Annotated in this window: 19 protein-coding genes; 16 read left to right on the top strand and 3 right to left on the bottom strand. The window is 67.8% G+C overall.

Features of this window, described 5'->3' with window-relative positions; translation table 11 throughout:
• Positions 1 to 20: 20 nt before the first annotated feature.
• The 3 genes from AC4OR5_RS00610 to AC4OR5_RS00600 form a co-directional block, all read right to left on the bottom strand.
• Complete coding sequence (locus AC4OR5_RS00610; protein WP_003083838.1) at positions 21 to 869, bottom strand: nucleoside-specific channel-forming Tsx family protein; 849 nt, start codon at positions 867 to 869, stop codon at positions 21 to 23.
• Between the two features lie 34 nt (positions 870 to 903).
• A complete protein-coding gene (locus tag AC4OR5_RS00605; protein WP_003083840.1) occupies positions 904 to 1530 on the bottom strand; it encodes a nucleoside 2-deoxyribosyltransferase in 627 nt (208 codons plus the stop codon).
• 149 nt (positions 1531 to 1679) lie between these two features.
• Positions 1680 to 2198: a nucleoside 2-deoxyribosyltransferase gene (locus AC4OR5_RS00600; protein WP_003083842.1), complete on the bottom strand. Its 519-nt coding sequence runs from the start codon at positions 2196 to 2198 to the stop codon at positions 1680 to 1682.
• A 238-nt stretch (positions 2199 to 2436) separates the two neighbouring features.
• On the opposite strand from AC4OR5_RS00600, the gene AC4OR5_RS00595 reads away from it, so the two are divergent.
• The 16 genes from AC4OR5_RS00595 to AC4OR5_RS00520 all read left to right on the top strand — a co-directional run bounded on the left by AC4OR5_RS00595 (position 2437) and on the right by AC4OR5_RS00520 (position 22384).
• Positions 2437 to 3534, top strand: a complete 1098-nt coding sequence (locus tag AC4OR5_RS00595) for a BMP family ABC transporter substrate-binding protein (RefSeq protein WP_009314963.1) — start codon at positions 2437 to 2439, stop codon at positions 3532 to 3534.
• Between the two features lie 72 nt (positions 3535 to 3606).
• The gene (locus AC4OR5_RS00590) at positions 3607 to 4569 is read left to right on the top strand and encodes an isopenicillin N synthase family dioxygenase (protein WP_058159899.1); all 963 of its coding nucleotides are present in this window, start codon (positions 3607 to 3609) and stop codon (positions 4567 to 4569) included.
• Between the two features lie 104 nt (positions 4570 to 4673).
• On the top strand, positions 4674 to 5624 hold the full coding sequence (locus tag AC4OR5_RS00585) for an adenosine deaminase (RefSeq protein WP_003083850.1): 951 nt from the start codon (positions 4674 to 4676) through the stop codon (positions 5622 to 5624).
• A 197-nt stretch (positions 5625 to 5821) separates the two neighbouring features.
• Positions 5822 to 6367 (top strand): RNA polymerase sigma factor, encoded by a 546-nt coding sequence (locus tag AC4OR5_RS00580; protein WP_003112642.1) that lies wholly within the window; start codon positions 5822 to 5824, stop codon positions 6365 to 6367.
• A complete protein-coding gene (locus tag AC4OR5_RS00575) occupies positions 6364 to 7359 on the top strand; it encodes a FecR family protein (RefSeq protein WP_009877356.1) in 996 nt (331 codons plus the stop codon). The genes AC4OR5_RS00580 and AC4OR5_RS00575 overlap by 4 nt, the downstream gene beginning before the upstream one ends.
• 147 nt (positions 7360 to 7506) lie before the next feature.
• A complete protein-coding gene (locus AC4OR5_RS00570; RefSeq protein ID WP_058159900.1) occupies positions 7507 to 9894 on the top strand; it encodes a TonB-dependent siderophore receptor in 2388 nt (795 codons plus the stop codon).
• Between the two features lie 272 nt (positions 9895 to 10166).
• Complete coding sequence (pcaQ, locus tag AC4OR5_RS00565; RefSeq protein ID WP_003083859.1) at positions 10167 to 11084, top strand: pca operon transcription factor PcaQ; 918 nt, start codon at positions 10167 to 10169, stop codon at positions 11082 to 11084.
• A 134-nt stretch (positions 11085 to 11218) separates the two neighbouring features.
• On the top strand, positions 11219 to 11938 hold the full coding sequence (gene pcaH / locus AC4OR5_RS00560; protein ID WP_003102187.1) for a protocatechuate 3,4-dioxygenase subunit beta: 720 nt from the start codon (positions 11219 to 11221) through the stop codon (positions 11936 to 11938).
• A gap of 10 nt (positions 11939 to 11948) precedes the next feature.
• Positions 11949 to 12554, top strand: coding sequence for a protocatechuate 3,4-dioxygenase subunit alpha (gene pcaG / locus AC4OR5_RS00555; protein WP_003137038.1), 606 nt, complete (start codon positions 11949 to 11951; stop codon positions 12552 to 12554).
• 215 nt (positions 12555 to 12769) lie between these two features.
• The gene (locus AC4OR5_RS00550; protein ID WP_003083866.1) at positions 12770 to 13609 is read left to right on the top strand and encodes an IclR family transcriptional regulator domain-containing protein; all 840 of its coding nucleotides are present in this window, start codon (positions 12770 to 12772) and stop codon (positions 13607 to 13609) included.
• A 152-nt stretch (positions 13610 to 13761) separates the two neighbouring features.
• Entirely contained in the window at positions 13762 to 14913 is a 1152-nt protein-coding gene (triA, locus tag AC4OR5_RS00545) for a triclosan efflux RND transporter adaptor protein TriA (RefSeq protein WP_025991806.1), read from the top strand.
• Positions 14910 to 15980, top strand: a complete 1071-nt coding sequence (gene triB / locus AC4OR5_RS00540) for a triclosan efflux RND transporter adaptor protein TriB (protein ID WP_003083872.1) — start codon at positions 14910 to 14912, stop codon at positions 15978 to 15980. Before triA ends, triB begins: the two co-directional genes overlap by 4 nt.
• On the top strand, positions 15977 to 19024 hold the full coding sequence (gene triC / locus AC4OR5_RS00535) for a triclosan efflux RND transporter permease subunit TriC (RefSeq protein WP_023434857.1): 3048 nt from the start codon (positions 15977 to 15979) through the stop codon (positions 19022 to 19024). The genes triB and triC overlap by 4 nt, the downstream gene beginning before the upstream one ends.
• 199 nt (positions 19025 to 19223) lie before the next feature.
• Complete coding sequence (locus AC4OR5_RS00530; RefSeq protein WP_003083876.1) at positions 19224 to 20162, top strand: LysR family transcriptional regulator; 939 nt, start codon at positions 19224 to 19226, stop codon at positions 20160 to 20162.
• A 115-nt stretch (positions 20163 to 20277) separates the two neighbouring features.
• On the top strand, positions 20278 to 20463 hold the full coding sequence (locus tag AC4OR5_RS00525; RefSeq protein ID WP_003083879.1) for a hypothetical protein: 186 nt from the start codon (positions 20278 to 20280) through the stop codon (positions 20461 to 20463).
• Between the two features lie 586 nt (positions 20464 to 21049).
• On the top strand, positions 21050 to 22384 hold the full coding sequence (locus AC4OR5_RS00520) for an OprD family porin (protein ID WP_058159901.1): 1335 nt from the start codon (positions 21050 to 21052) through the stop codon (positions 22382 to 22384).
• The last annotated feature ends 24 nt before the right edge of the window (positions 22385 to 22408 follow it).

Here is a 22408-nt window from a genome sequence, read left to right as displayed (position 1 = left end):
GCCCGGCGTGGGCGCCGCGCTCAGAACGCGTAGCCGACGTTGAAGTAGTGGCCGATCCCGCTGGAGTCGGTGCGGCGTCCGTCCAGTTGCTCGCCGTCGCGCCACTGGGTCATGTTGCGGTAGACCTTGGCGCCGTAGCCGAACTTCCAGTGTTCGGTGTGATACCAGAGCCCGAGGTAGGCCTGGAAGCCGTTATCGGTACGGTATTCGCGCTCGAAGGCATCGTCCTTGTCGGGCAGCTTCGAGCCGAACTCGTAGTCGAAGAAGCCCTGGAAGGCGATGAAGCGCTTGCCGCCGAACTGCGCCAGCGGCTTGAACCAGTTCATGTGGGCGACGTAGCCGTCCCAGGCGTTCTCGTTGGACGCGCCGTAGTTCTTGTCGATGTAGCGCGCGTAGAGATTGAGCCCCACCGTACCCAGCCAGGGCAGCTCGGTGTTGGTGCCGATGCCCGACCACAGCACGTTCAGCCCCGGTCCCTGGCGCGCGTCGGCGTAGTAGTAGTCGAAGGCGACGAACCATTCGCGGATCGGGCCGATGGAGAAGTCGCGGCCGAGCAGGCGGTCGATGGAGAGACGCGGCTCGATGTCGACGAACCAGTTCTCGCCGTCGGGTACGTCCGAGCTGGCGTCGTCGAAGAGGTTCTTGTAGTCGATGTAGCCGTACAGGTCGAGCACCCCCTTGCGGCCGCCGAACTCCCATTCCAGGTAGCTGTCGTCGGTCAGGTAGGGGCCGCCGCGCTGGTTGAACGCGCGGTAGACGTGCAGGTTGTTCCAGAGCCCTTCGCGGGCGGCGTTCTCGTCGTTGTTTTCGGCGCCGAAGGCGGCGGCCGCGCACAGCGGGGCGGCACAGCACAGCAGGGCTTTGCGCATGGGAAGTCCTTGCCTGGAGTGGGACGGGTCGGACTCAGCCGCGGGATTGCCCGGCGAGTTGCCGGAGAGCCTGCTCGGCGTCGCCGACGACGATCCTGCCGGGCACCGCCAGCATCAGGTTGAGCGGCAGGCCGAACTCTTCCAGGGCCATGCCGTCGCGGTCGCGGGTCGGATCCTCGCCGACCAGCTCCGGGGCGTGCCGGCGGATCCGCTCGGCGTAGCTGCCGGCGTCGTCGACGTAGCCATAGACCGGCTTGCCGAGAGCGGTGGCGTAGCCGACCTCGAAGGCGGTGCCGCTGTCCGGCTCGGCGCCGCGGAAGAAGTTCAGGTTGGCCAGCACCGCGTCGGCGCGTTCGATCAGGCCGATGTTGGCGCGGTAGATCCAGGCCGCCTGTTCGCGCGGCTCGGCGAGCTGTTTCGGCAGCGCGTTGTCCAGCGGGTAGAGGCCTTCGAAGCCGTAGCGTGCGCACAGTGCCTTGAGCGCTTCGCCGTGGGCGACGGCGTCGGCGCGGAACACGTCGGGACCGGCCAGATAGAGTTTCCGCGGTCTGGCCGCGGCGCGTACGCCCGGCAGGCTGCCGAGCAGGGCGCCGGCGGGCAGCAGCAGGGCCGCCAGGCGCAAGAAGGTACGACGGCTGCTGGAACCGTTGGATCGGCTCATCGGATGCTCCCCCCAGGATGCCGGACGCCCCGCGCGGGGGCCGTTGTTGTCCGGGGATTATGGGCAGCAAGCGACATGCCAGGCGGCGCCTACCTGTCAGCAGATAGGCGGCGGCTCGCGTGCTTCTTCCGGCGCTCGGCGCGGGCGCTTCAGGCGTTCCCGCCGAGTTCCTCGGCGAGGCGTCGCAGGGCCTCGCGCGGGCCGCCGGCGACCAGCCGCGAAGGCACCGCCAGCATCAGGTTCAATGGCAGGCCGAAACCCTCCAGTTGCCAACCGTCGCGGTCCTCGCCGGGGTGCTCGCCGAGCCATTCCGGCGCCAGCCGGGCGAGGCGCTCGGCGTAGGCGCCGGCATCGCTGAGGTAGGCATATACCGGCTTGCCCAGGGCCAGGGCGTAACCCACTTCGAAGGCGGTGCCGCTGTCCGGCTCGCTGCCGCGGAACGGTTCGAGGTTGGCCAGCACGCAGTCGGCGCGCTCGATCAGGCCGACATTGGCGCGGTAGATCCAGGCGGCCTGTGCGGCTGGCTCGCGGATGTCGGCGGGCAGGGCGTGGTCGAGCGGGTAGAGGCCGAGGAAACCGAACTCGGCGCAGAGCGCCTTGAGGGTTTCGCCATGGGCTTCGGCGTCGGGGCGGAAGACGTCCGGCCCGGCCAGGTAGATCGCGGTCATCGCGTGCGTGCCTTGTTACGGAAAGCCAGCGCCCATGGTAGCGCCATCGTGGCGGCGCCGGCATGCACCAAGCGATGGCGCGCTGCACCGTCCTGCAGCCGCGCCGGCATGGCGCGGCACGCAGAAGCGCGGGCTTGAGCGGAGTTGTCCGGGTGGTCAGGTAATTGCATCGGCGGGCGGGCTGAACGCGAAGCCACGCCCGATGGCCAACCCTGCACTCACCGGAGCACGCCCATCCATGAAACACCGTCGCACGCAATCCCGCATGTCCGTCCTGCGCCGCCTTGCCGTCGTCCTCGGCCTCGGCGCCTGCGCTCTCGCCGCCGAGGCCGCCGAACCGCTGAAGATCGGCTTCGTCTATGTCGGCCCGGTCGGCGACCACGGCTGGACCTACCAGCACGAGCTGGGCCGCCGCGAACTGGTGGAGCACTTCGGCGACAAGGTGAAGACCAGCTTCGTCGAGAACGTCGCCGAGGGCGCCGACGCCGAGCGGGTCATCCGCAACCTGGCGAAAGACGGCTACGGCCTGGTCTTCACCACCTCCTTCGGCTACATGAACCCCACCGCCAAGGTGGCCCGGCAGTTTCCCAAGGTGACCTTCGAGCACGCCACCGGCTACAAGCGTGACAGGAACCTCGGCACCTACCTGTCGCGCTCCTACGAGGGACGCTACGTCGGCGGCTTCCTCGCGGCGAAGATGACCCGCAGCCACAAGATCGGCTACATCGCCTCGTTTCCGATTCCCGAGGTGATCCGCGACATCAACGCGATCCAGCTGGCGCTGGACAAATACGACCCGCAGGCCGAACTCAAGGTGATGTGGGTGAGCACCTGGTTCGATCCGGGCAAGGAGGCCGACGCGGCCAACGCGCTGATCGACCAGGGCGTCGACGTGGTGTTCCAGCACACCGATAGCCCGGCGCCGATCCAGGCCGCCGAGCGTCGCGGGGTGTACGCCGTGGGCTACGCCTCGGACATGCAGCACTTCGGTCCGAAGACCGTGCTCACCTCGATCGTCAACGACTGGGGCCCGCACTATATCCGCTCGGCCCAGGCGGTGATGGACGGCACCTGGAAATCCGAGGACTTCTGGGGCGGCTTGGCCGAGAGTACGGTGGTCCTGCCGCTGAACCAGGAGGTGCTGCCGGCGCCGGTGCGGGAAGAGGCGGGCAGGCTGATCGAGTCGATCCGCAGCGGAGCCTTCCACCCCTTCACCGGGCCGATCCGCGACCAGTCCGGCAAGGAGCGTTTCGCCGCCGGCGTCAGCGCGACCAATGCCGACCTGGCGTCGATGAACTATTACGTGGAAGGCATCAAGGCCGACCTGCCGAAGTGAGCCCTGGCCTTGTATGGAAAAAGTCGCCGAGCGCAGGCACTTTCCGTACAGGGCCCATCGAGGAGAGCGCGATTGGACCGTCTACCCATCATCGACATCGCCCCGCTCTACGGCACCGACCGTGGCGCCTGGAACGACGTGGCGCGGCGGATCGACCAGGCCTGCCGCGAGTGGGGCTTCTTCTACATCGCCGGACACCCGTTGCCGGCCGCGCGCTTCGAAGCCCTGTTGGCGGCGGCGCGGGAGTTCTTCGCGCTGCCCGTCGAAGAGAAGCTGAAGATCGATATCACCCGTAGCCGCAACCATCGCGGCTATGGCGCGATCGCCACCGAGCAGCTCGACCCGGCGTTGCCCAGCGACTTCAAGGAGACCTTCGACATGGCCCTGCACCTGCCGGCGGAGCATCCCGACGTGCGCGCCGGCAAGTCCTTCTACGGGCCCAACCGACACCCCGACCTGCCCGGTTGGGAGGCCCTGCTGGAAGGACACTATGCCGACATGCTGGCGCTGGCCCGTACCGTGCTGCGCGCCCTGGCCATCGCCCTGGGGATCGAGGAGGACTTCTTCGACCGCCGCTTCGAGCAGCCGGTCAGCGTATTCCGCCTGATCCACTATCCGCCGGCCGCCGCCCGGCAGAGCGCCGACCAGCCCGGCGCCGGCGCGCACACCGACTACGGCTGCGTGACCCTGCTCTACCAGGACGCCGCCGGTGGCCTGCAAGTGCAGAACCGCCAGGGCGAATGGATCGACGCGCCGCCCATCGACGGCACCTTCGTGGTCAACATCGGCGACATGATGGCGCGCTGGAGCAACGACCGTTACCGCTCGACCCCGCACCGGGTGATCAGCCCGCGCGGGGTGCATCGCTACTCCATGCCGTTCTTCGCCGAACCGCACATGGACACCGAGATCCGCTGCCTGCCGGGCTGCTTCGACGCGGACAACCCGCCGAAGTATCCGCCGACCACCTGTGGCGAGTGGCTGACCTCGCGCTTCGCGCAGACCTATGCCTATCGGCGCGGCGAAACGGCCTGAGCCGCCCGTCGCGCGCGGGAGCGGCTCGCGGGTTTCCCTCGGGCCTGACTCCCGGGACAGGTTAAACTTGCCGGCAAAGACCAGCCTGATCGAGAACCCACCCCATGTACGAATGGCTCAACGCCTTGCCCAAGGCCGAACTGCACCTGCACCTGGAAGGTACCCTGGAGCCGGAGCTGCTGTTCGCCCTCGCCGAGCGCAACCGCATCGCCCTGCCCTGGAACGACGTCGAGACCCTGCGCAAGGCCTACGCCTTCAACAACCTGCAGGAATTCCTCGACCTCTACTACGCCGGCGCCGACGTGCTGCGCACCGAGCAGGACTTCTACGACCTGACCTGGGCCTACCTGCAGAAGTGCAAGGCGCAGAACGTCGTCCACGTCGAGCCGTTCTTCGACCCGCAGACCCACACCGATCGCGGCATTCCCTTCGAGGTGGTGCTCGCCGGCATCCGCGCCGCGCTGCAGGACGGCGAGAAGCTGCTGGGCATCCGCCATGGGCTGATCCTCAGCTTCCTCCGCCACCTCAGCGAGGAACAGGCGCAGAAAACCCTCGACCAGGCGCTGCCGTTCCGCGACGCCTTCATCGCCGTCGGCCTCGACAGCTCGGAAGTCGGGCATCCGCCGAGCAAGTTCCAGCGGGTCTTCGACCGCGCCCGCAGCGAAGGCTTCCTCACCGTCGCCCATGCCGGCGAAGAGGGGCCGCCCGAGTACATCTGGGAAGCCCTCGACCTGCTCAAGGTCGAGCGCATCGACCACGGCGTGCGCGCCTTCGAGGACGAGCGGCTGATGCGGCGGCTGATCGACGAACAGATCCCGCTGACCGTCTGCCCGCTGTCCAACACCAAGCTCTGCGTGTTCGACGACATGAGCCAGCACACCATCCTCGACATGCTCGAACGCGGCGTGAAGGTGACGGTGAACTCCGATGACCCGGCCTACTTCGGCGGCTATGTCACCGAGAACTTCCATGCCTTGCAGCAGAGCCTGGGAATGACCGAGGAGCAGGCCAGGCGCCTGGCGCAGAACAGCCTGGATGCGCGCCTGGTGAAGTGAGGGGCGGCGCGCCGGGCAACCCGGCGCGCGACCCGCAAGGCGTTTCGTCGTCGCCGGCTTCTCGGTATTTATGATAAGCATTATCATTTGCGGGCTGCTCAGCATTCCCATGGCGCCGCCCCGGCGCCGGCTTTCGTGCAGCCGTCCCATCACCGATGCCCGACCGCGACCTTCCCTCCGGCCCGCGCCCGGATGCCTTGCCGGCAGACGGCGAGGCGGCGCGCCGCGCGGATCTGCTCAAGGCCTTCCTGGCCCAGCGCCAGCGCATGGAAAGCCTGGTCAGCCGCTGGGTCGGCTGCCGGGCGACCGCCGCCGACCTGGTCCAGGAACTGTTCCTGCGCTTCTGGCGGCGCCCGGCCGCCCCGGTGGAGGAGCTTGGCAGCTACCTCCTGCGCAGCGCGCGCAACCTGGCCATCGATCACTTGCGTGGCGAAGGATCGCGGCAGCGGCAACTGGACGACTGGCTGCCGGAGCAGCGCCAGGGCGAGCCGGTCGGTCCCGAGCAGGCGCTCGAGGCCGGCGACCAGTGGCGCCGGGTCGAGGCCGCCTTGCGCGGCCTGCCCGAGCGGACCCGGCGGATTTTCCTGCTCAATCGCATCCACGGCCGCACCTACGCGGAGATCGCCCAGGCCATGCAGCTTTCCCAAAGCGCCGTGGAAAAACATATGATGCGCGCCCTCGACGCCTGCAAGGCGAGCCTGGCCGGCCCGGCCGGCGAGCAGGCAAGGAGCGCCCAGCCATGACCCGACCCGATAGCGACGCCGCGCCCTACGATCCCGTCCTCGAGCAGACCGCCCAGGCCTGGCTGGTGCGCCTGCGCGGTACGCCGGATGCGGCGACCCGGCGGGCCTTCGAGGACTGGCTGGCGCAGCGGCCGGCGCATGCCGAGGCCTATGCTCGCGCCGAGGCGCTCTGGCGCCTGACGGAAATACCGGCGAGCCGCCTGGCCATCGAAGAGGCCGATGCCCTGGAAGCCTACCTGCGGCCGCGCCGAGCGTCGCGCAACCCGCGGCGCTGGGCCTACCCGCTGGCCAGCGTCGCCTGCCTGCTGGCGATGCTCTGGCTGGGCGGCTGGTGGCAGCCCGGCGACTGGCTGCAGGACTGGCGTGCCGACTATGTCGCCGCGCCGGGACAGGTCGCCGAATGGAAGCTGGCCGATGGCTCCTACCTGAGCCTGGACGCCGGCAGCGCGGTGCGCGTGCGTATCGACGGCGGCCAGCGGCGGGTCGAACTGCTACGCGGCGCCGCCGCGTTGCGGGTGAAGCGCGACACGCTGCCATTCGTGGTCGAGGCCGGCGAAGGCCGGGCGCGGGTACTGGGCACCGAGTTCGAGGTCCGTCGCGGCGCCGGGGAGACCCGCGTCACCGTGCTGCAAGGGCGGGTCGCGGTGAGCGCCGGCACGGGCGCGGGCGCCGCCGAGGAAGTGCTGGGCGCCGGCCAGCAGGTCGGCTTCGCCGACGGCAGGCTGGGCCGGCCCGTGGCCATCGACGCCGCCGCCGCGCTGGCCTGGCGCCAGGGCTGGCTGAGCTTCTACCGGCGGCCGCTGGCGGAAGTGCTCGACGAACTCGCTCGCTACTACCCCGGACGCATTCTCCTGCTCGACGACGCGCTCGGCCGCCAGCCGGTCAGCGGCAGCTTCCGCAGCGACGATCCCGAAGCCGCGCTGAAGTCGCTGCAGGCGGTGCTCGGCTATCGCCAGCAGATCCTGTTCGGACGCCTGGTGGTGATTCGCTGACGGCGGCCCCGGTCCGTTTGGCCGCAGGAATCTTTCCCGGCGAAGAATTTTTTTGCGCTGGGGGGTGAGGTAAATCCGGCGCCGCTTCGTGTAGTGCTCATGACCGCGATTGATTCGCATTAGAAAAGCGACCGACACGAGCAACCCATGACCCCCTTCCCGCGCTTCGCCCTGCGTACTCTCCCCGCCCTGTTCCTCAGCCTCGGCTGTCTCGCCGCCACCGCGCAGGCCGCCGAGGCGGTTCGCTACCGCTTCAGCCAGGCTGCCGCGCCGCTGGCCCAGGCGCTCAACGCGTTCAGCCGGGCCAGCGGGCAGACGCTGCTCTACACCGCCGAGCTGCCGCCGCAGGCGACCGCCCCGGCATTGCACGGTTCGCTGGACGCGGAGGAGGCGCTGCAACGCCTGCTGCAGGGCAGCGGCCTGCGCGCGCGGCGGATCGACGAGCGCACCCTGACCCTGGAACCGATCCCCGCCAGCGGCGCGCTCGACCTCGATGCCACGACGGTGTCCGCCGCCGCCCCGGCGCAGGGCTACCGGCCGGCGGCCAACGCCTCGATCAGTCGCGGCGATGCGCCGCTACTGGAAATCCCCCAGGCGATCAGCGTGGTCCCGGCACAGGCGCTGCAGGACCAGCGCCCGCGCAACCTTGACGACGCGCTGGGCAACATCAGCGGCATCACCCAGGCCAACACCCTCGGCGGTACCCAGGACGCGGTGATGAAACGCGGCTTCGGCGACAACCGCGACGGCTCGATCATGCGTGACGGCATGCCCTCGGTGCAGGGCCGCAATTTCACCGCCACCGCCGACCACGTCGAGGTGCTGAAGGGGCCTGCATCCCTGCTCTATGGCATCCAGGACCCGGGCGGGGTGGTCAACGTGGTGAGCAAGAAGCCGCAACTGCAACAAGCCAACGCCCTGACCCTGCGTGGCTCGGCCTACGCCCACGGGCGCAACGGCAGCGGCGGCCAGCTCGACTCCACCGGCCCGCTGGGCGACAGCGGACTGGCCTACCGGATGATCCTCGATCATGAGGACGAGGATTACTGGCGCGACTTCGGCAAGAGCCGCGAGACGCTGGTGGCGCCCTCGCTGGCCTGGTACGGCGAGGACACGATGGTCAACCTGAGCTACGAGCACCGCGAGTTCACCACGCCGTTCGACCGTGGCACGGCCATCGACCCGCGTACCAACCGCCCGCTGGACATCCCGCGCAGCCGGCGCCTGGACGAGCCCTTCAACATCACCGAGGGCCGTTCCGAGCTGACCCGCCTGGACCTCGAACGCCAGCTCGACGACACCTGGAAGGCCCACTTCGGCTACGGCTACAGTCGCGAGACCTACGACGACAACCAGGCCCGGGTGATGGCCGTGAACGCCGACGGCACCCTGACCCGGCGCATGGACGGCACCCACGGCGCGGTCAGCAGCGACAGCTTCGCCACCCTCGGCCTGAGCGGAACGCTGCAACTGGCCGGGATGCAACATGACCTGCAATTCGGCATGGACCACGAGAAGCGCAAGATCTTCCGCGCCGACCTGCTGCGCGACAGCAAGACCAGCCGCTTCGACTACCTCGACCCGGTCTATGGCCAGGTGGTGCCGTCGACCCGGGTGGTCGCCGGCGACAGCGACCAGACCGACAAGCTGCGCAGCGACTCGTTGTACTTCCAGGACTCGATCCACCTGGACGAACGCTGGATCCTGGTCGGCGGCGCGCGCTACCAGATCTACGACCAGCTCGCCGGGCGCGGCCGGCCGTTCAACGCCAACACCGATATCAACGGGCAGAAATGGGTGCCGCGCGGCGGCCTGGTCTACCGCCTGAGCGACGAGGTTTCGCTGTACGGCAGCTACACGCGCTCGTTCAAGCCGAACTCGACCATCGCCCCGCTGAGCACCGGCGAGACCATCGATTCGGCGATCCTGCCGGAGCAGGCGACCTCCTGGGAGCTGGGCGCCAAGCTGGATCTGCCGGGGCGTCTCAGCGGCACCCTGGCGCTGTTCGACATCCGCAAGAAGAACGTGCTGGTCAACGAACTCGACGGTGCCGGCAACAGCAGCGTGCGCGCCGCCGGCCGGGTCCGCTCGCGCGGCCTGGAGCTGGACCTCACCGGCCAGCTCAGCGAACGCTGGAGCCTGATCGGCAGCTACGCCTGGCTCGCCGCGGAAGTCACCGAGGACCCGACCCTGGAGGGCAAGCGCCTGCAGAACGTGGCGCGCAACACCGCGTCGCTGTCGGCGGTCTACGAACTCGGCCAGCTCTTCGGCGGCGACCGCCTGCGCCTGGGCGGCGGCGCGCGCTACGTCGGCAAGCGCCCGGGCGACCCGGCCAATTCCTTCGACCTGCCGTCCTACACCGTGGCCGATGCCTTCGCCAGCTACGACACCCGCTTCGGCGGACACGGCGTGAAGTTCCAGCTCAACGTGAAGAACCTGTTCGACCGCACCTACTACCCGTCCAGTGCCAATCGCCTGTACGTGGCGATGGGCGAGCCTCGGCAGTTCCAGCTGTCGACGACGGTGGAGTTCTGAGTCGGCGCTCGCTCCTGGCGGGGTTCCTGGCGTCCTCCTGGACGATGGGAGGCCTCTCCCGCCCTCTGGCCAGGCAGGGAGAAGGGCTGCCGCGGTACTGCCCGGCGCAGGATCGGTGAATCGTTCCGTTCGATGATGCTCCATCCAGTGCCTTCTCCCTTCAGGGAGAGGGACGCGGAGCAGCGCCTGGGCGCGATCTCATCGCACGCCACCTCGTCCCCAACCTGCCCGTTGGGTACCATGCCCGCACCACTCGCCGCCATGGCCGCCCCATGAACCTCGACAACCGCATCAAGTTCCGCCACCTCGCCTGCTTCCTCGAAGTCGCCCGCCAGCGCAGCTTCGCCAAGGCGGCGGACGCCGTGGCGGTGTCGCAGCCGGCGATCTCCAAGACCCTCAAGGAACTGGAGGAAATCCTCGGCGCGCGGCTGTTCGAACGGAGCAAGGCCGGCGCCGAGCTGACCGAGGCGGGGGTGACCTTCCTGCGCTATGCCGGCCCCTGCGTGCAGGCCCTGCGCGACGGGGTGAACACCCTGCGCGGCCACGAGGCGCAGGTCGAGACGGTGCGGGTCGGCGTGCTGTCGACGGTGGAGAGCCTGGTGGTGCCCGAGGTGATCCGGCGCCTGCACCGGCGCCACGGTGCGCTGGTGGTCAGCGTCGCCACCGGCCCCAGCGCCTACCTGCTGGCGCAACTGAAGGTCGGCGAGCTGGACCTGGTGGTCGGGCGGATGACCGATAGCCCGGACATCCAGGGCCTGACCTTCGAGCACCTGTACAGCGAGTCGATGATGCTGGTGGTGCGTCCCGGCCACCCCTTGCTCGCCGCGCCCCTCGGCGACCTGCAGCGGCTGGCCGAATTCCCACTGGTGCTGCCGCTGGCCGGCACCACCATCCGCCGCCACGCCGACAGCCTGTTCGTGCAATGGGGCATCCCGCTGGCCGGACAGCGCCTGGAAACCCTCTCGCCGACCCTCAGCCGCAGCTATGTGTTGCGCAGCGAGGCGATCTGGGTGGCGCCGCGCGATGCCGTGCGCCTGGACGTCGGCAATGGCGAGCTGGCCGAGCTGGACCTGGGTATCCGCGAACCGGGCGGTTCGGTCGGGCTGTGCCACAACGCGGCCTTGCCGTTGCCACTGGGGGCGCAATGGTTCAGCGCGGTGTTGCGCGAGGTGGCCGCCGAGTTGCACTGATGAAGCATAACCAAATGGTTATGTATAAGGCCGGATAATTCACTGTCCCCGCCCCGCCTCCTGCGCAAGACTTCGTTTTCCATGCCTGAATCCACAAGCCTGGCGACCGATAACGCGAATAACAGGAGCCCGACATGCACGACGCCGAAAGCCGTCGTTTCGTCATCCGTGACCGAAACTGGCACCCCAAAGCCCTGACCCCCGACTACAAGACCTCCGTGCCGCGCTCGCCGAGCCAGGCGCTGGTGAGCATCCCGCAATCGCTCTCGGAAACCAGCGGGCCGGACTTCTCCCACCTCAGGCTCGGCCGCCACGACAACGACCTGCTGCTCAACTTCGACCACGGCGGCCTGCCCCAGGGCGAGCGCATCATCATGTTCGGCCGGGTCTTCGACCAGTACGGCAAGCCGGTCCCGCACACCCTGGTGGAGATGTGGCAGGCCAACGCCGGCGGGCGCTACCGGCACAAGAACGACCGCTACCTGGCGCCGCTCGACCCGAACTTCGGCGGCGTCGGCCGGACCCTCACCGACAGCGAGGGCCACTATTACTTCCGCACCATCAAGCCCGGGCCCTATCCCTGGCGCAACGGCCCCAACGACTGGCGCCCGGCGCACATCCACGTGTCCGTCAGCGGCCCGGCGATCGCCGCGCGGCTGGTCACCCAGATGTACTTCGAGGGCGACCCGCTGATCCCCAAGTGCCCGATCATCCGCACCCTTGCCGACCCGGAGGCGGCGCAGAGCCTGATCGGCCGGCTCGACATGAGCATGGCCAACCCGATGGATTGCCTGGCCTACCGCTTCGACATCGTCCTGCGCGGGCAGCGCAAGACCTTCTTCGAAAACGCCTGAGGAGCCGACCATGAGCCACGAACTGCTGCGGGAAACCCCTTCCCAGACCGCCGGTCCCTACGTCCACATCGGCCTGGCGCTGGCCGCCGCCGGCAACCCGACCCGCGACCTGGAGATCTGGAACCGCATGGCCCGCGAAGGCGCGCCGGGCCAGCACATCCTCCTGCTCGGCCACGTCTACGACGGCAACGGCCACCTGGTGCGCGACTCGTTCCTGGAGTTCTGGCAGGCCGACAGCGAAGGCCGCTACCAGGAGCGCTACGATCCGGAGCGACCGTTCAACAGCTTCGGCCGCACCGCCACCACCTTCGATGCCGGCGAGTGGACCCTGCACACGGTCAAGCCGGGGGTGGTGCGTAACGCCCAGGGCGTGCCGATGGCGCCGCACATCAACGTCTCGCTGTTCGCCCGCGGCATCAACATCCACTTGCAGACCCGGCTGTACTTCGATGACGAGACCGAGGCCAACGCCGCCTGTCCGGTGCTCAACCTGATCGAGCAGGCGCCGCGTCGCGACACCCTGCTCGCGCGGCGCTGCGAAGTGGACGGACAGCTCGCCTACCGTTTCGACATCCGCATCCAGGGCGACAACGAGACGGTGTTCTTCGACTTCTAGGTGCATCGATCGCGCGGGACGCGCGGGAAGGAAGGGCGCCCTTGCCGGAGCGGCAAGGGCGTACCCAGAACCCGCCGATGGGTACCTGACATTACTCCCGGAGGGCGATGGGTAGCCCCGACAGTACTACAGTCGGAGGCGCTCCGGTCAATTGCGATGATCGAACGAGTGTCCGATAATCGGCGAGCCTTTCCGTGACCCGAGCCCGAACGTCCATGAGCGAACTCCCGGAACACCCCGCCACCCTGGCGCCGCCGACCGTCCTTTCGCCAGCCAAGCGCATCGAGGCCTTCACCGGCGATCCCAACTTCATGACCTCGCTGGCCCGTGGCCTGGCGGTGATCCATGCGTTCCAGGAGCGCAAGCGGCACCTGACCATCGCCCAGATCAGCCACCGCACCGAAATACCCCGCGCCGCCGTGCGTCGCTGCCTGCACACGCTGATGCAGCTTGGCTACGCCACCACCGACGGGCGCACCTACTCGCTGTTGCCGAAGGTGCTCACCCTCGGTCACGCCTACCTGTCGTCGACGCCGCTGGCGATCACTGCGCAGCCGATCCTCGACCGCCTCAGCGAACAGCTCCACGAAGCCTGTTCGATGGCCACCCTGGAGGGCGACGACGTGCTCTACATCGCCCGTTCGGCCACTCCCCAGCGGCTGATTTCGGTGGACCTCAACGTCGGCAGCCGGCTGCCCGCCTATTGCACCTCGATGGGCCGCATCCTCCTCGCCGCGCTGGACGACGACGCGCTGCACGCCTACTTCGGCGGAGTGGAGATGCAGGCCAAGACCAGCCGTACCCTGTATACCCCCGAGACCCTGCTGCCGTGCCTGGTGGAGATTCGTCGCCAGGGCTGGTGCATCGTCGACCAGGAGCTGGAAGTCGGCCTGCGCTCGCTGGCGGTGCCGGTACGCGACTCCGCCGGCCATGTGCTCGCCGCGCTGAACGTCGGCACCCATGCCGGGCGGGTCTCCCGCGCCGAACTGGAAAGTCGCTTCCTGCCGTTGCTGCTGGAGGCCAGCCGCGAGCTGAGCGCGCGCCTGTTCACCTGACGCCGGAGGCGATCCCCTCCACAAGTTTGGAAAAGGAACCCCCGCTTCCATCTGATAGTCGCAATCCTTGGGGACGCGGCTAGAATCCCTGCCAATTCTGGGAGTTTCCGGCCGTATCGGCCGGTATCTGTATGGATCGCGAAGGGGAAGGCATGTCAGACGCCAGAGGCGCTTTTCATTCCAAAGGTCGCTGGTCGCGGATGGCGCTGCCCGCCATCCTGTGCGCCAGCCTGCTTGTCGGTTGCGGCGCCGAGCCGCCCGCCGAGGAACACGTCCGTGTGCTGGCGCAGACGGTGAAGATGGCCGAGTTCGCCTCGGCCACCTCGATCACCGGCGACATCCAGGCACGGGTACAGGCCGACCAGTCGTTCCGTGTCGGCGGCAAGATCGTCGAGCGCCTGGTCGATGTCGGCGACCACGTCGCGGCTGGCCAGGTGCTGGCGCGGCTCGACCCGCAGGACCAGCGCAGCAACGTGGAGAACGCCCAGGCGGCGGTCGCCGCGCAGCAGGCGCAGTCGAAGCTCGCCGACCTCAACTACCAGCGGCAGAAGGCGCTGCTGCCCAAGGGCTACACCAGCCAGAGCGAGTACGACCAGGCGCTGGCCTCGGTGCGCAGCGCGCAGAGTTCGCTGAAGGCCGCCCAGGCGCAGTTGGCCAACGCCCGCGACCTGCTTTCCTATACCGAGCTGCGTGCCTCCGACGCCGGGGTCATCACCGCCCGCCAGGCCGAGGTCGGCCAGGTGGTGCAGGCCACCGTGCCGATCTTCACCCTGGCCCGCGACGGCGAGCGCGACGCGGTGTTCAACGTCTACGAGTCGTTGTTCAGCCACGATGTCGACGGCCAGCGGATCACCGTCAGCCTGCTCGGCAAGCCGGAAGTCACCGCCAGCGGCAAGGTCCGCGAGATCACCCCGACGGTGGACGAGCGCAGCGGTACGCTGAAGGTCAAGGTCGGCCTCGACTCGGTGCCGGCGGAAATGAGCCTCGGCAGCGTGGTCAACGCCAGCGTCGCCGCGCCGGCCGAGCACAGCGTGGTGCTGCCCTGGTCGGCGCTGTCCAAGGTCGGCGAGCAGCCGGCGGTCTGGTTGCTCGACCAGCAAAGCAAGGCGCGTCTGCAACCGGTGCGGGTGGCACGCTACGCCAGCGAGAAGGTGGTCATCGACGGTGGCCTGGAGGCGGGCCAGACAGTGGTCACGGTGGGCGGCCAACTGCTCCATCCGGGCCAGGTGGTCGAGGTGGCCCAGCCGCCGCAGCCGACCCAGAGCACCGCCAGCCGCGACGCCGTGGGCGGAGGCCAGCCATGAAGCCGTTTTCCCTCGCCGGCCTGTTCGGCTTCGCCCTGCTCCTCTCCGGCTGCGGCGACGAGCCGCCGCCGGCACCGCCGCGGCCGGTGCTGACGGTGACCGTGAAGACCCTGAAGAACGACGACCTCGGTCGCTTCGCCGGGAGCATCCAGGCGCGCTACGAGAGCGTGCTCGGCTTCCGCACCAACGGACGGATCGCCTCGCGCCTGTTCGACGTCGGTGACTTCGTCGGCAAGGGCGCGCTGCTGGCAACCCTCGACCCCACCGACCAGCAGAACCAGTTGCGCGCCAGCCAGGGCGACCTGGCCAGCGCCGAGGCGCAGTTGATCGACGCCCAGGCCAATGCCCGGCGCCAGGAAGAACTGTTCGCCCGCAGCGTCACCGCCCAGGCGCGCCTGGACGATGCGCGGACCCGCCTGAAGACCAGCCAGGCCAGCTTCGACCAGGCCAAAGCGGCGGTGCAGCAGGCCAGGGACCAGCTTTCCTACACGCGCCTGGTGACCGATTTCGACGGCGTCATCACCACCTGGCACGCCGAGGCCGGGCAAGTGGTCAGCGCCGGCCAGGCGGTGGTCACCCTGGCCCGGCCCGAGGTGCGCGAGGCGGTCTTCGACCTGCCCACTGAGGTCGCCGAGAGCCTGCCGGCCGACGCGCGCTTCCTGGTCAGCGCCCAGCTCGACCCGCAGGCCAGGACCACCGGCAGCATCCGCGAGCTGGGTCCGCAGGCCGACGCCTCGACCCGCACCCGTCGCGTGCGCCTGAGCCTGGCGCAGACGCCGGAGGCGTTCCGCCTCGGCTCGACCATCCAGGTCCAGCTGAGCAGCGCCGGTAGCGTGCGCAGTGTGCTGCCGGCCAGCGTGCTGCTGGAGCGGGACGGCAAGACCCAGGTCTGGGTCGTCGATGGGAAACAGTCCAGCGTGGCCCTGCGCGAGGTACAGGTGCTCAGCCGCGACGAACGCCAGGTGGTGATCGGACAGGGCCTGGCCGACGGCGACCGGGTGGTCCGCGCCGGAGTCAACAGCCTCAAGCCCGGCCAGAAGATCAAACTCGACGAGGATGCGCGATGAAGGGCGGTTTCAACCTGTCGGACTGGGCCCTGCGCCACCAGTCCCTGGTCTGGTACCTGATGGCGGTATCGCTGGTGATGGGCGTGTTCTCCTACCTCAACCTGGGGCGCGAGGAGGATCCCTCGTTCGCCATCAAGACCATGGTCATCCAGACCCGCTGGCCGGGCGCCACGGTGGACGACACCCTGGAGCAGGTCACCGACCGCATCGAGAAGAAGCTCGAGGAGCTGGACTCGCTGGATTACGTGAAGAGCTACACGCGACCCGGCGAATCGACGGTCTTCGTCTACCTCAAGGACACCACCAAGGCCGGCGACATCCCGGATATCTGGTACCAGGTGCGCAAGAAGATATCCGACATCCAGGGCGAATTCCCCCAAGGCATCCAGGGACCGGGTTTCAACGACGAGTTCGGCGACGTGTTCGGCAGCGTCTACGCCTTCACCGCCGACGGCCTGGACTTCCGCCAGCTGCGCGACTACGTGGAGAAGGTGCGCCTGGACATCCGCTCGGTGAAAGACCTGGGCAAGGTGCAGATGATCGGTGCGCAGAACGAGGTCATTTACCTCAACTTCTCTACCCGCAAGCTGGCCGCCCTCGGTCTCGACCAGCGCCAGGTCGTGCAGAGCCTGCAAGCGCAGAACGCGGTGACCCCGTCCGGCGTGGTCGAGGCCGGCCCCGAGCGCATCTCGGTGCGCACCTCCGGCAACTTCCGTTCGGAAAGGGACCTGCAGGCGGTCAACCTGCGGGTCAACGATCGTTTCTACCGGCTGTCCGACCTGGCCAGCATCAGCCGCGATTTCGTCGACCCGCCGACCTCGCTGTTCCGCTACAAGGGCGAGCCGGCCATCGGCCTGGCGGTGGCGATGAAGGAGGGCGGCAATATCCTCGAGTTCGGCGAGGCGCTCAATGCGCGCATGCAGGAGATCACCGGCGAACTGCCGGTCGGGGTCGGCGTGCACCAGGTGTCGAACCAGGCCCAGGTGGTGAAGAAGGCGGTCGGCGGTTTCACCCAGGCGCTGTTCGAGGCGGTGGTGATCGTCCTCATCGTCAGTTTCGTCAGCCTCGGCCTGCGCGCCGGGCTGGTGGTGGCCTGCTCGATCCCGCTGGTGCTGGCGATGGTCTTCGTGTTCATGGAATACACCGACATCACCATGCAGCGGGTTTCCCTCGGCGCACTGATCATCGCCCTCGGCCTGCTGGTGGACGATGCCATGATCACCGTGGAGATGATGATCACGCGCCTCGAACTGGGCGACTCGCTGCACGACTCGGCGACCTACGCCTACACCTCGACGGCCTTCCCGATGCTCACCGGGACCCTGGTGACGGTGGCCGGCTTCGTACCCATCGGGCTCAACGCCAGCTCCGCCGGCGAGTACACCTTCACCCTGTTCGCGGTGATCGCCGTGGCCCTGCTGCTGTCGTGGATCGTCGCGGTGCTGTTCGCCCCGGTGATCGCCGTGCACATCCTGCCGAAGACCCTCAAGCACAAGTCGGAGCAGAAGAAGGGCCGCATCGCCGAGCGTTTCGACAGCCTGCTGCACCTGGCGATGCGCCGGCGCTGGACGACCATCTTCCTCACCGCGCTGCTGTTCGGCGTGTCACTGTTCTTGATGAAGTTCGTCCAGCACCAGTTCTTCCCGTCTTCCGACCGTCCGGAACTGCTGGTCGACCTCAACCTGCCGCAGAACAGCAGCATCCACGAGACCAGGGCGGTGATGGACCGCCTGGAAGCGACGCTGAAGGACGACGAGGACATCGACCACTGGAGCGCCTACGTCGGCGAAGGCGCGATCCGCTTCTACCTGCCGCTGGACCAGCAGTTGCAGAACAACTTCTATGGCCAACTGGTGATCGTCACCAAGGACCTGGAGGCCCGCGAGCGCGTCGCCGCGCGCCTGCGCGATCGCTTGCGCAAGGACTACGTCGGCATCAGCACCTACGTGCAGCCGCTGGAGATGGGGCCGCCGGTGGGACGGCCGATCCAGTACCGGGTCAGCGGACCGCAGATCGACAAGGTCCGCGAGTACGCCATGGGCCTGGCCGGCGTGCTCGACGGCAACCCGAATATCGGCGATATCGTCTACGACTGGAACGAGCCCGGGAAGATGCTCAAGATCGACATCGCCCAGGACAAGGCGCGCCAGCTCGGGCTGTCCTCCGAGGACGTGGCGCAGATCATGAACAGCGTGGTGACCGGCAGCGCGGTGACCCAGGTGCGCGACGACATCTACTTGGTGAACGTCATCGGCCGCGCCGAGGATAGCGAGCGCGGCTCGCTGGAGACCCTGGAGAGCCTGCAGATCGTCACGCCCAGCGGCACCTCGATCCCGCTCAAGGCGTTCGCCAAGGTCAGCTACGAGCTGGAGCAGCCGCTGGTGTGGCGCCGCGACCGCAAGCCGACGATCACGGTGAAGGCGTCGCTGCGCGGCGAGATCCAGCCCACCGACCTGGTCGCCCGGCTGGCGCCGGAGGTCAAGCGCTTCGCCGACGGCCTGCCGGCGAACTACCGGATCGAAGTGGGCGGCACGGTGGAGGAGAGCGGCAAGGCCGAGGGCCCGATCGCCAAGGTGGTGCCGCTGATGCTGTTCCTCATGGCGACCTTCCTGATGATCCAGTTGCAGAGCGTGCAGAAGCTGTTCCTGGTGGCCAGCGTCGCGCCGCTGGGGCTGATCGGGGTAGTCGCGGCGTTGCTGCCGACCGGCACGCCGATGGGCTTCGTGGCGATCCTCGGGATTCTCGCGCTGATCGGCATCATCATCCGCAACTCGGTGATCCTGGTGACCCAGATCGATGCCTTCGAGAAAGACGGCAAGACGCCCTGGGAAGCCGTGCTGGAAGCCACCCACCACCGCACCCGGCCGATCCTGCTGACGGCGGCGGCGGCCAGCCTGGGGATGATCCCCATCGCCCGCGAAGTGTTCTGGGGGCCGATGGCCTATGCGATGATCGGCGGCATCGTCGCCGCCACGCTGCTCACGCTGATCTTCCTGCCGGCGCTGTACGTCGCCTGGTACCGGATTCCGGAACCGGGACGCTGAGCGCGACGGAAGGGGAAGGGGGCGCCGCCGTAGCAGAGTCTGTGCGGGGGGGAAGGAGAGCGGACGGCGGGTGGGCCATCCGCCCCGACGCCGGGCAGGGTATGCCCGGCGTTGCTACGGCGACGGCGGCCAGTATAGGCAGCCCGGCGCCAGGGAAAATCCGACCAATTTACGAATCTGTTTTGCAACCGAGGTAATAGTGGACACATTGCAAGGCATGCGCGTGTTCGCCAGGGTGGTGGACAGCGGCAGCTTCACTTCCGCCGCCCAGGCCCTGGACCTGTCCACCGCGCAGGTATCGCGGCTGATCTCCGACCTGGAGGCGCACCTGCAGACGCGCCTGCTGCACCGCACCACCCGGCGCCTGGCCCTGACGGAGGCCGGCGAGCGCTACCTGGAGCGGTGCCGTGGGATCCTCGAGGACATCGAGGTCGCCGAGGCCGAAGCCGCCGGCGCGCACATCCGCCCCTGCGGCCGCTTGCGCGTGCAGTCGCTGATGGGCATGGGCCAGCATCACCTGGTGCCGATGATCGCCCGCTACGGCGCACTGTTCCCCGACGTGGTGATCGAGCTGACCCTGTCCCAGCGCAACCCGGACATGCTCGAGGAAGGCCAGGACGTGCTGATCACCGGCGAGCGCCAGTTGCCCGACTCGGAGTTCGTCGCCCAGCGCCTGGGCAGCATCCACAGCGTGCTCTGCGCCAGTCCCGGCTACCTGCAACAGCACGGCGTGCCGCGCTCGGTGGACGACCTGGAGCGCCACGTCTGCCTGCGCCTGCAGGACCCGGCCTACCCGGAGGGCTGGATCTTCGCCGACGAGCAGGGCGAGCGCACCGTCAGCCCGCAGAACACCTTCATGGTCAATGTCGCCGAGGTCATGGCCCAGGCGGCCAAGGCCGACCTCGGCATCGCCCTGCTGCCCAGCTACGTGGCGGCCGCGGCGCTGCGCAACGGCGAGCTGCTGCGGGTGTTGCCCGGCCATGCCATGCACGAGCGGACCATCTATGCGCTGTATCCCTCGCGGCGTTACCTGGACGCGAAGATCCGCACCTGGGTCGATCTGTTGCAACAGGAACTTCCCCAGGCATTCGCCCGCGACGAAACCACCATGCAAAGTTCAAGTTACTGGGCACAGTGAAGGATTGTTGTTATTGAGGTAATACTCTCTCGTCTGTTTGGCTATTTTTCCGAGCATGGCGGTTAACTAATATGGCGCCTGTCCCAAGTGAACAGGGTGTCATCGGAGACCCGCCATGAATCGCCAGATCCTTGCTGCCGCCATACTCAGTCTGTTTTCCCTCGCATTTTCCCAGGCCGGTTTCGCCGAAGAGTCCTCGCTGATGACCAACCGCATGGTCGACGCCAACCAGCAGGCCATCGAGCACCAGCAGGAACTTTCCGCCTCCGCCGCGCAGGCCGGGGCCCGCAGCGACTCCTGATCTAGCGCATGGCGCCAGCCGCGCCATGGCTTCCCCCGGGTACTCGGGAAGCGTGAGCCTGGGTACCCTGTCCTTGCGCCGCATATGATATGCGGCGTTTTTTTTGCCTTCCTGACCGTTCGGAGAATTCTTGCAGAATATGTAAAAGACTTTCGTTGGATATCGGGTTTTTCCGATAGTGGCAAAAAAATATAATCGCGCCAGCTCAATGGATAATTGTCGCTGGCTGTCGACGATATTCGTTCTGTCTTCATCGATCTCGCCATGCAAGAGCGGGACGTGGAAAGCCTAAAGCCTGATGAGTCGAAGAGACTTTCAATAGAAGAGTCCGACTGCGTTCCAACCGGTTTCCAGTGTCCGGAAATACACTGGCAAGACTTCCCGACGCCGAACTTTGATTGCTCCTATTCGACGTCTTCTCAAGGCCGCTGATACCAGCGGCCTTTTTTTTCGGGTTGCGCCCGGCTGGGCGCCCCATGGGAGCGATCGCCCGCGCGACGCCAGCAGAAGCGTCGCCGGGAACGACACCACAACACGCTTTCCGGCCTTGCCGGATTTCACCACGCTGTAAGAAGGAGCAACCGCAATGAGGAATCTGTTCGCCTTGACGCCGATGGCGCTGGCGCTGTGCACCGCGTCCGCCGCCTGGGCCGATGAGGGGGGAGCCAAAGAAGGCTTCATCGAAGGCTCCAGCCTCCAATTGCTGACCCGCAACTACTACTTCAACCACGACCGCCGGCACGCTTCCGGGCACGACAGCAAGGAATGGGCGCAAGGCTTCATCGCCACCTTTCAGTCCGGCTACACGCCCGGCGTGGTCGGCTTCGGCGTCGACGCCTACGGCATGCTCGGGCTGAAGCTCGACGGCGGCGGCGGTACCGGCGGCACCAGCATCCTGCCGATCACCGCGCCGAGCAAGGAAGGCTACGAGTCCGGCAAGGCGCCCGATGAGTTCTCCAGTGGCGGGGCGGCGCTGAAGATCCGCGCCTTCGACACCGAGCTGAAGCTGGGCGACCAGTTCCTCAGCAACCCGGTGGTCGCCGGCGGCGAGTCGCGCATGCTGCCGCAGACCTTCCGCGGCGTGAGCCTGACCAACAACAGTTTCGAGGACCTGACCCTCACGGCTGGCCAGGTCAGTTTCACCAAGTACTACAACCAGAGTGGCCACCGCCGCCTTGGCTCGTACTACGGCGAACTGCCGGGCGACCGCGACAGCCATCATCTCAGCTGGCTGGGCGGCACCTGGGGCGGCATCGAGGGCTTCACCAGCAGCCTGTACGCCGCCGAACTTCAGAACGTCTGGAAGCAGTACTACGCCGACGTCGACTACACCTACGAGATCGACGACAACTGGTCGCTGAACCCCGGCGCGCACTACTACAAGACCGTCGACAGCGGCGACTCGCTGCTCGGCCGGATCGACAACAACACCTACAGCCTGCATTTCGCGGTCGGCTACAGGCAGCACACCGTCACCGCGGTGCTGCAGAAGGTCAACGGCAACACGCCGTTCGACTACATCAACCAGGGCGACAGCATCTTCCTCGACAACTCGCAGCAGTATTCCGACTTCAACGGTCCCAACGAGAAGTCCTGGAAGCTGCAATACGACTACGACTTCGTCGCCCTCGGCCTGCCCGGCCTGAGCGCCTCGGCCTCATACTCGCGTGGCAAGCTGGACCTGACCCGGGTCGATCCGGACAGCCCCGGCTACGGCGGCTGGTACAGCGCCGACGGCAAGAACGCCAAGCACTGGGAACGCGACCTCGACCTGCAGTACGTGGTCCAGGGCGGTCCGGCCAAGGACCTCTCGCTGCGCCTGCGCTGGGCCACCCACCGCGGCACCGGCGGCTACAGCGCGGTGGACAACGACATCGACGAATACCGGGTGATCGTCGACTATCCCATCGACGTGTTCTGAGCCCCGCGCGCTGGGCCCTTCGCC

The organism is Pseudomonas sp. YA1 (assembly GCF_058680555.1).
Note: the sequence above shows the minus strand (reverse complement) of the source record. Positions and strands in the feature narration are given on the sequence as shown.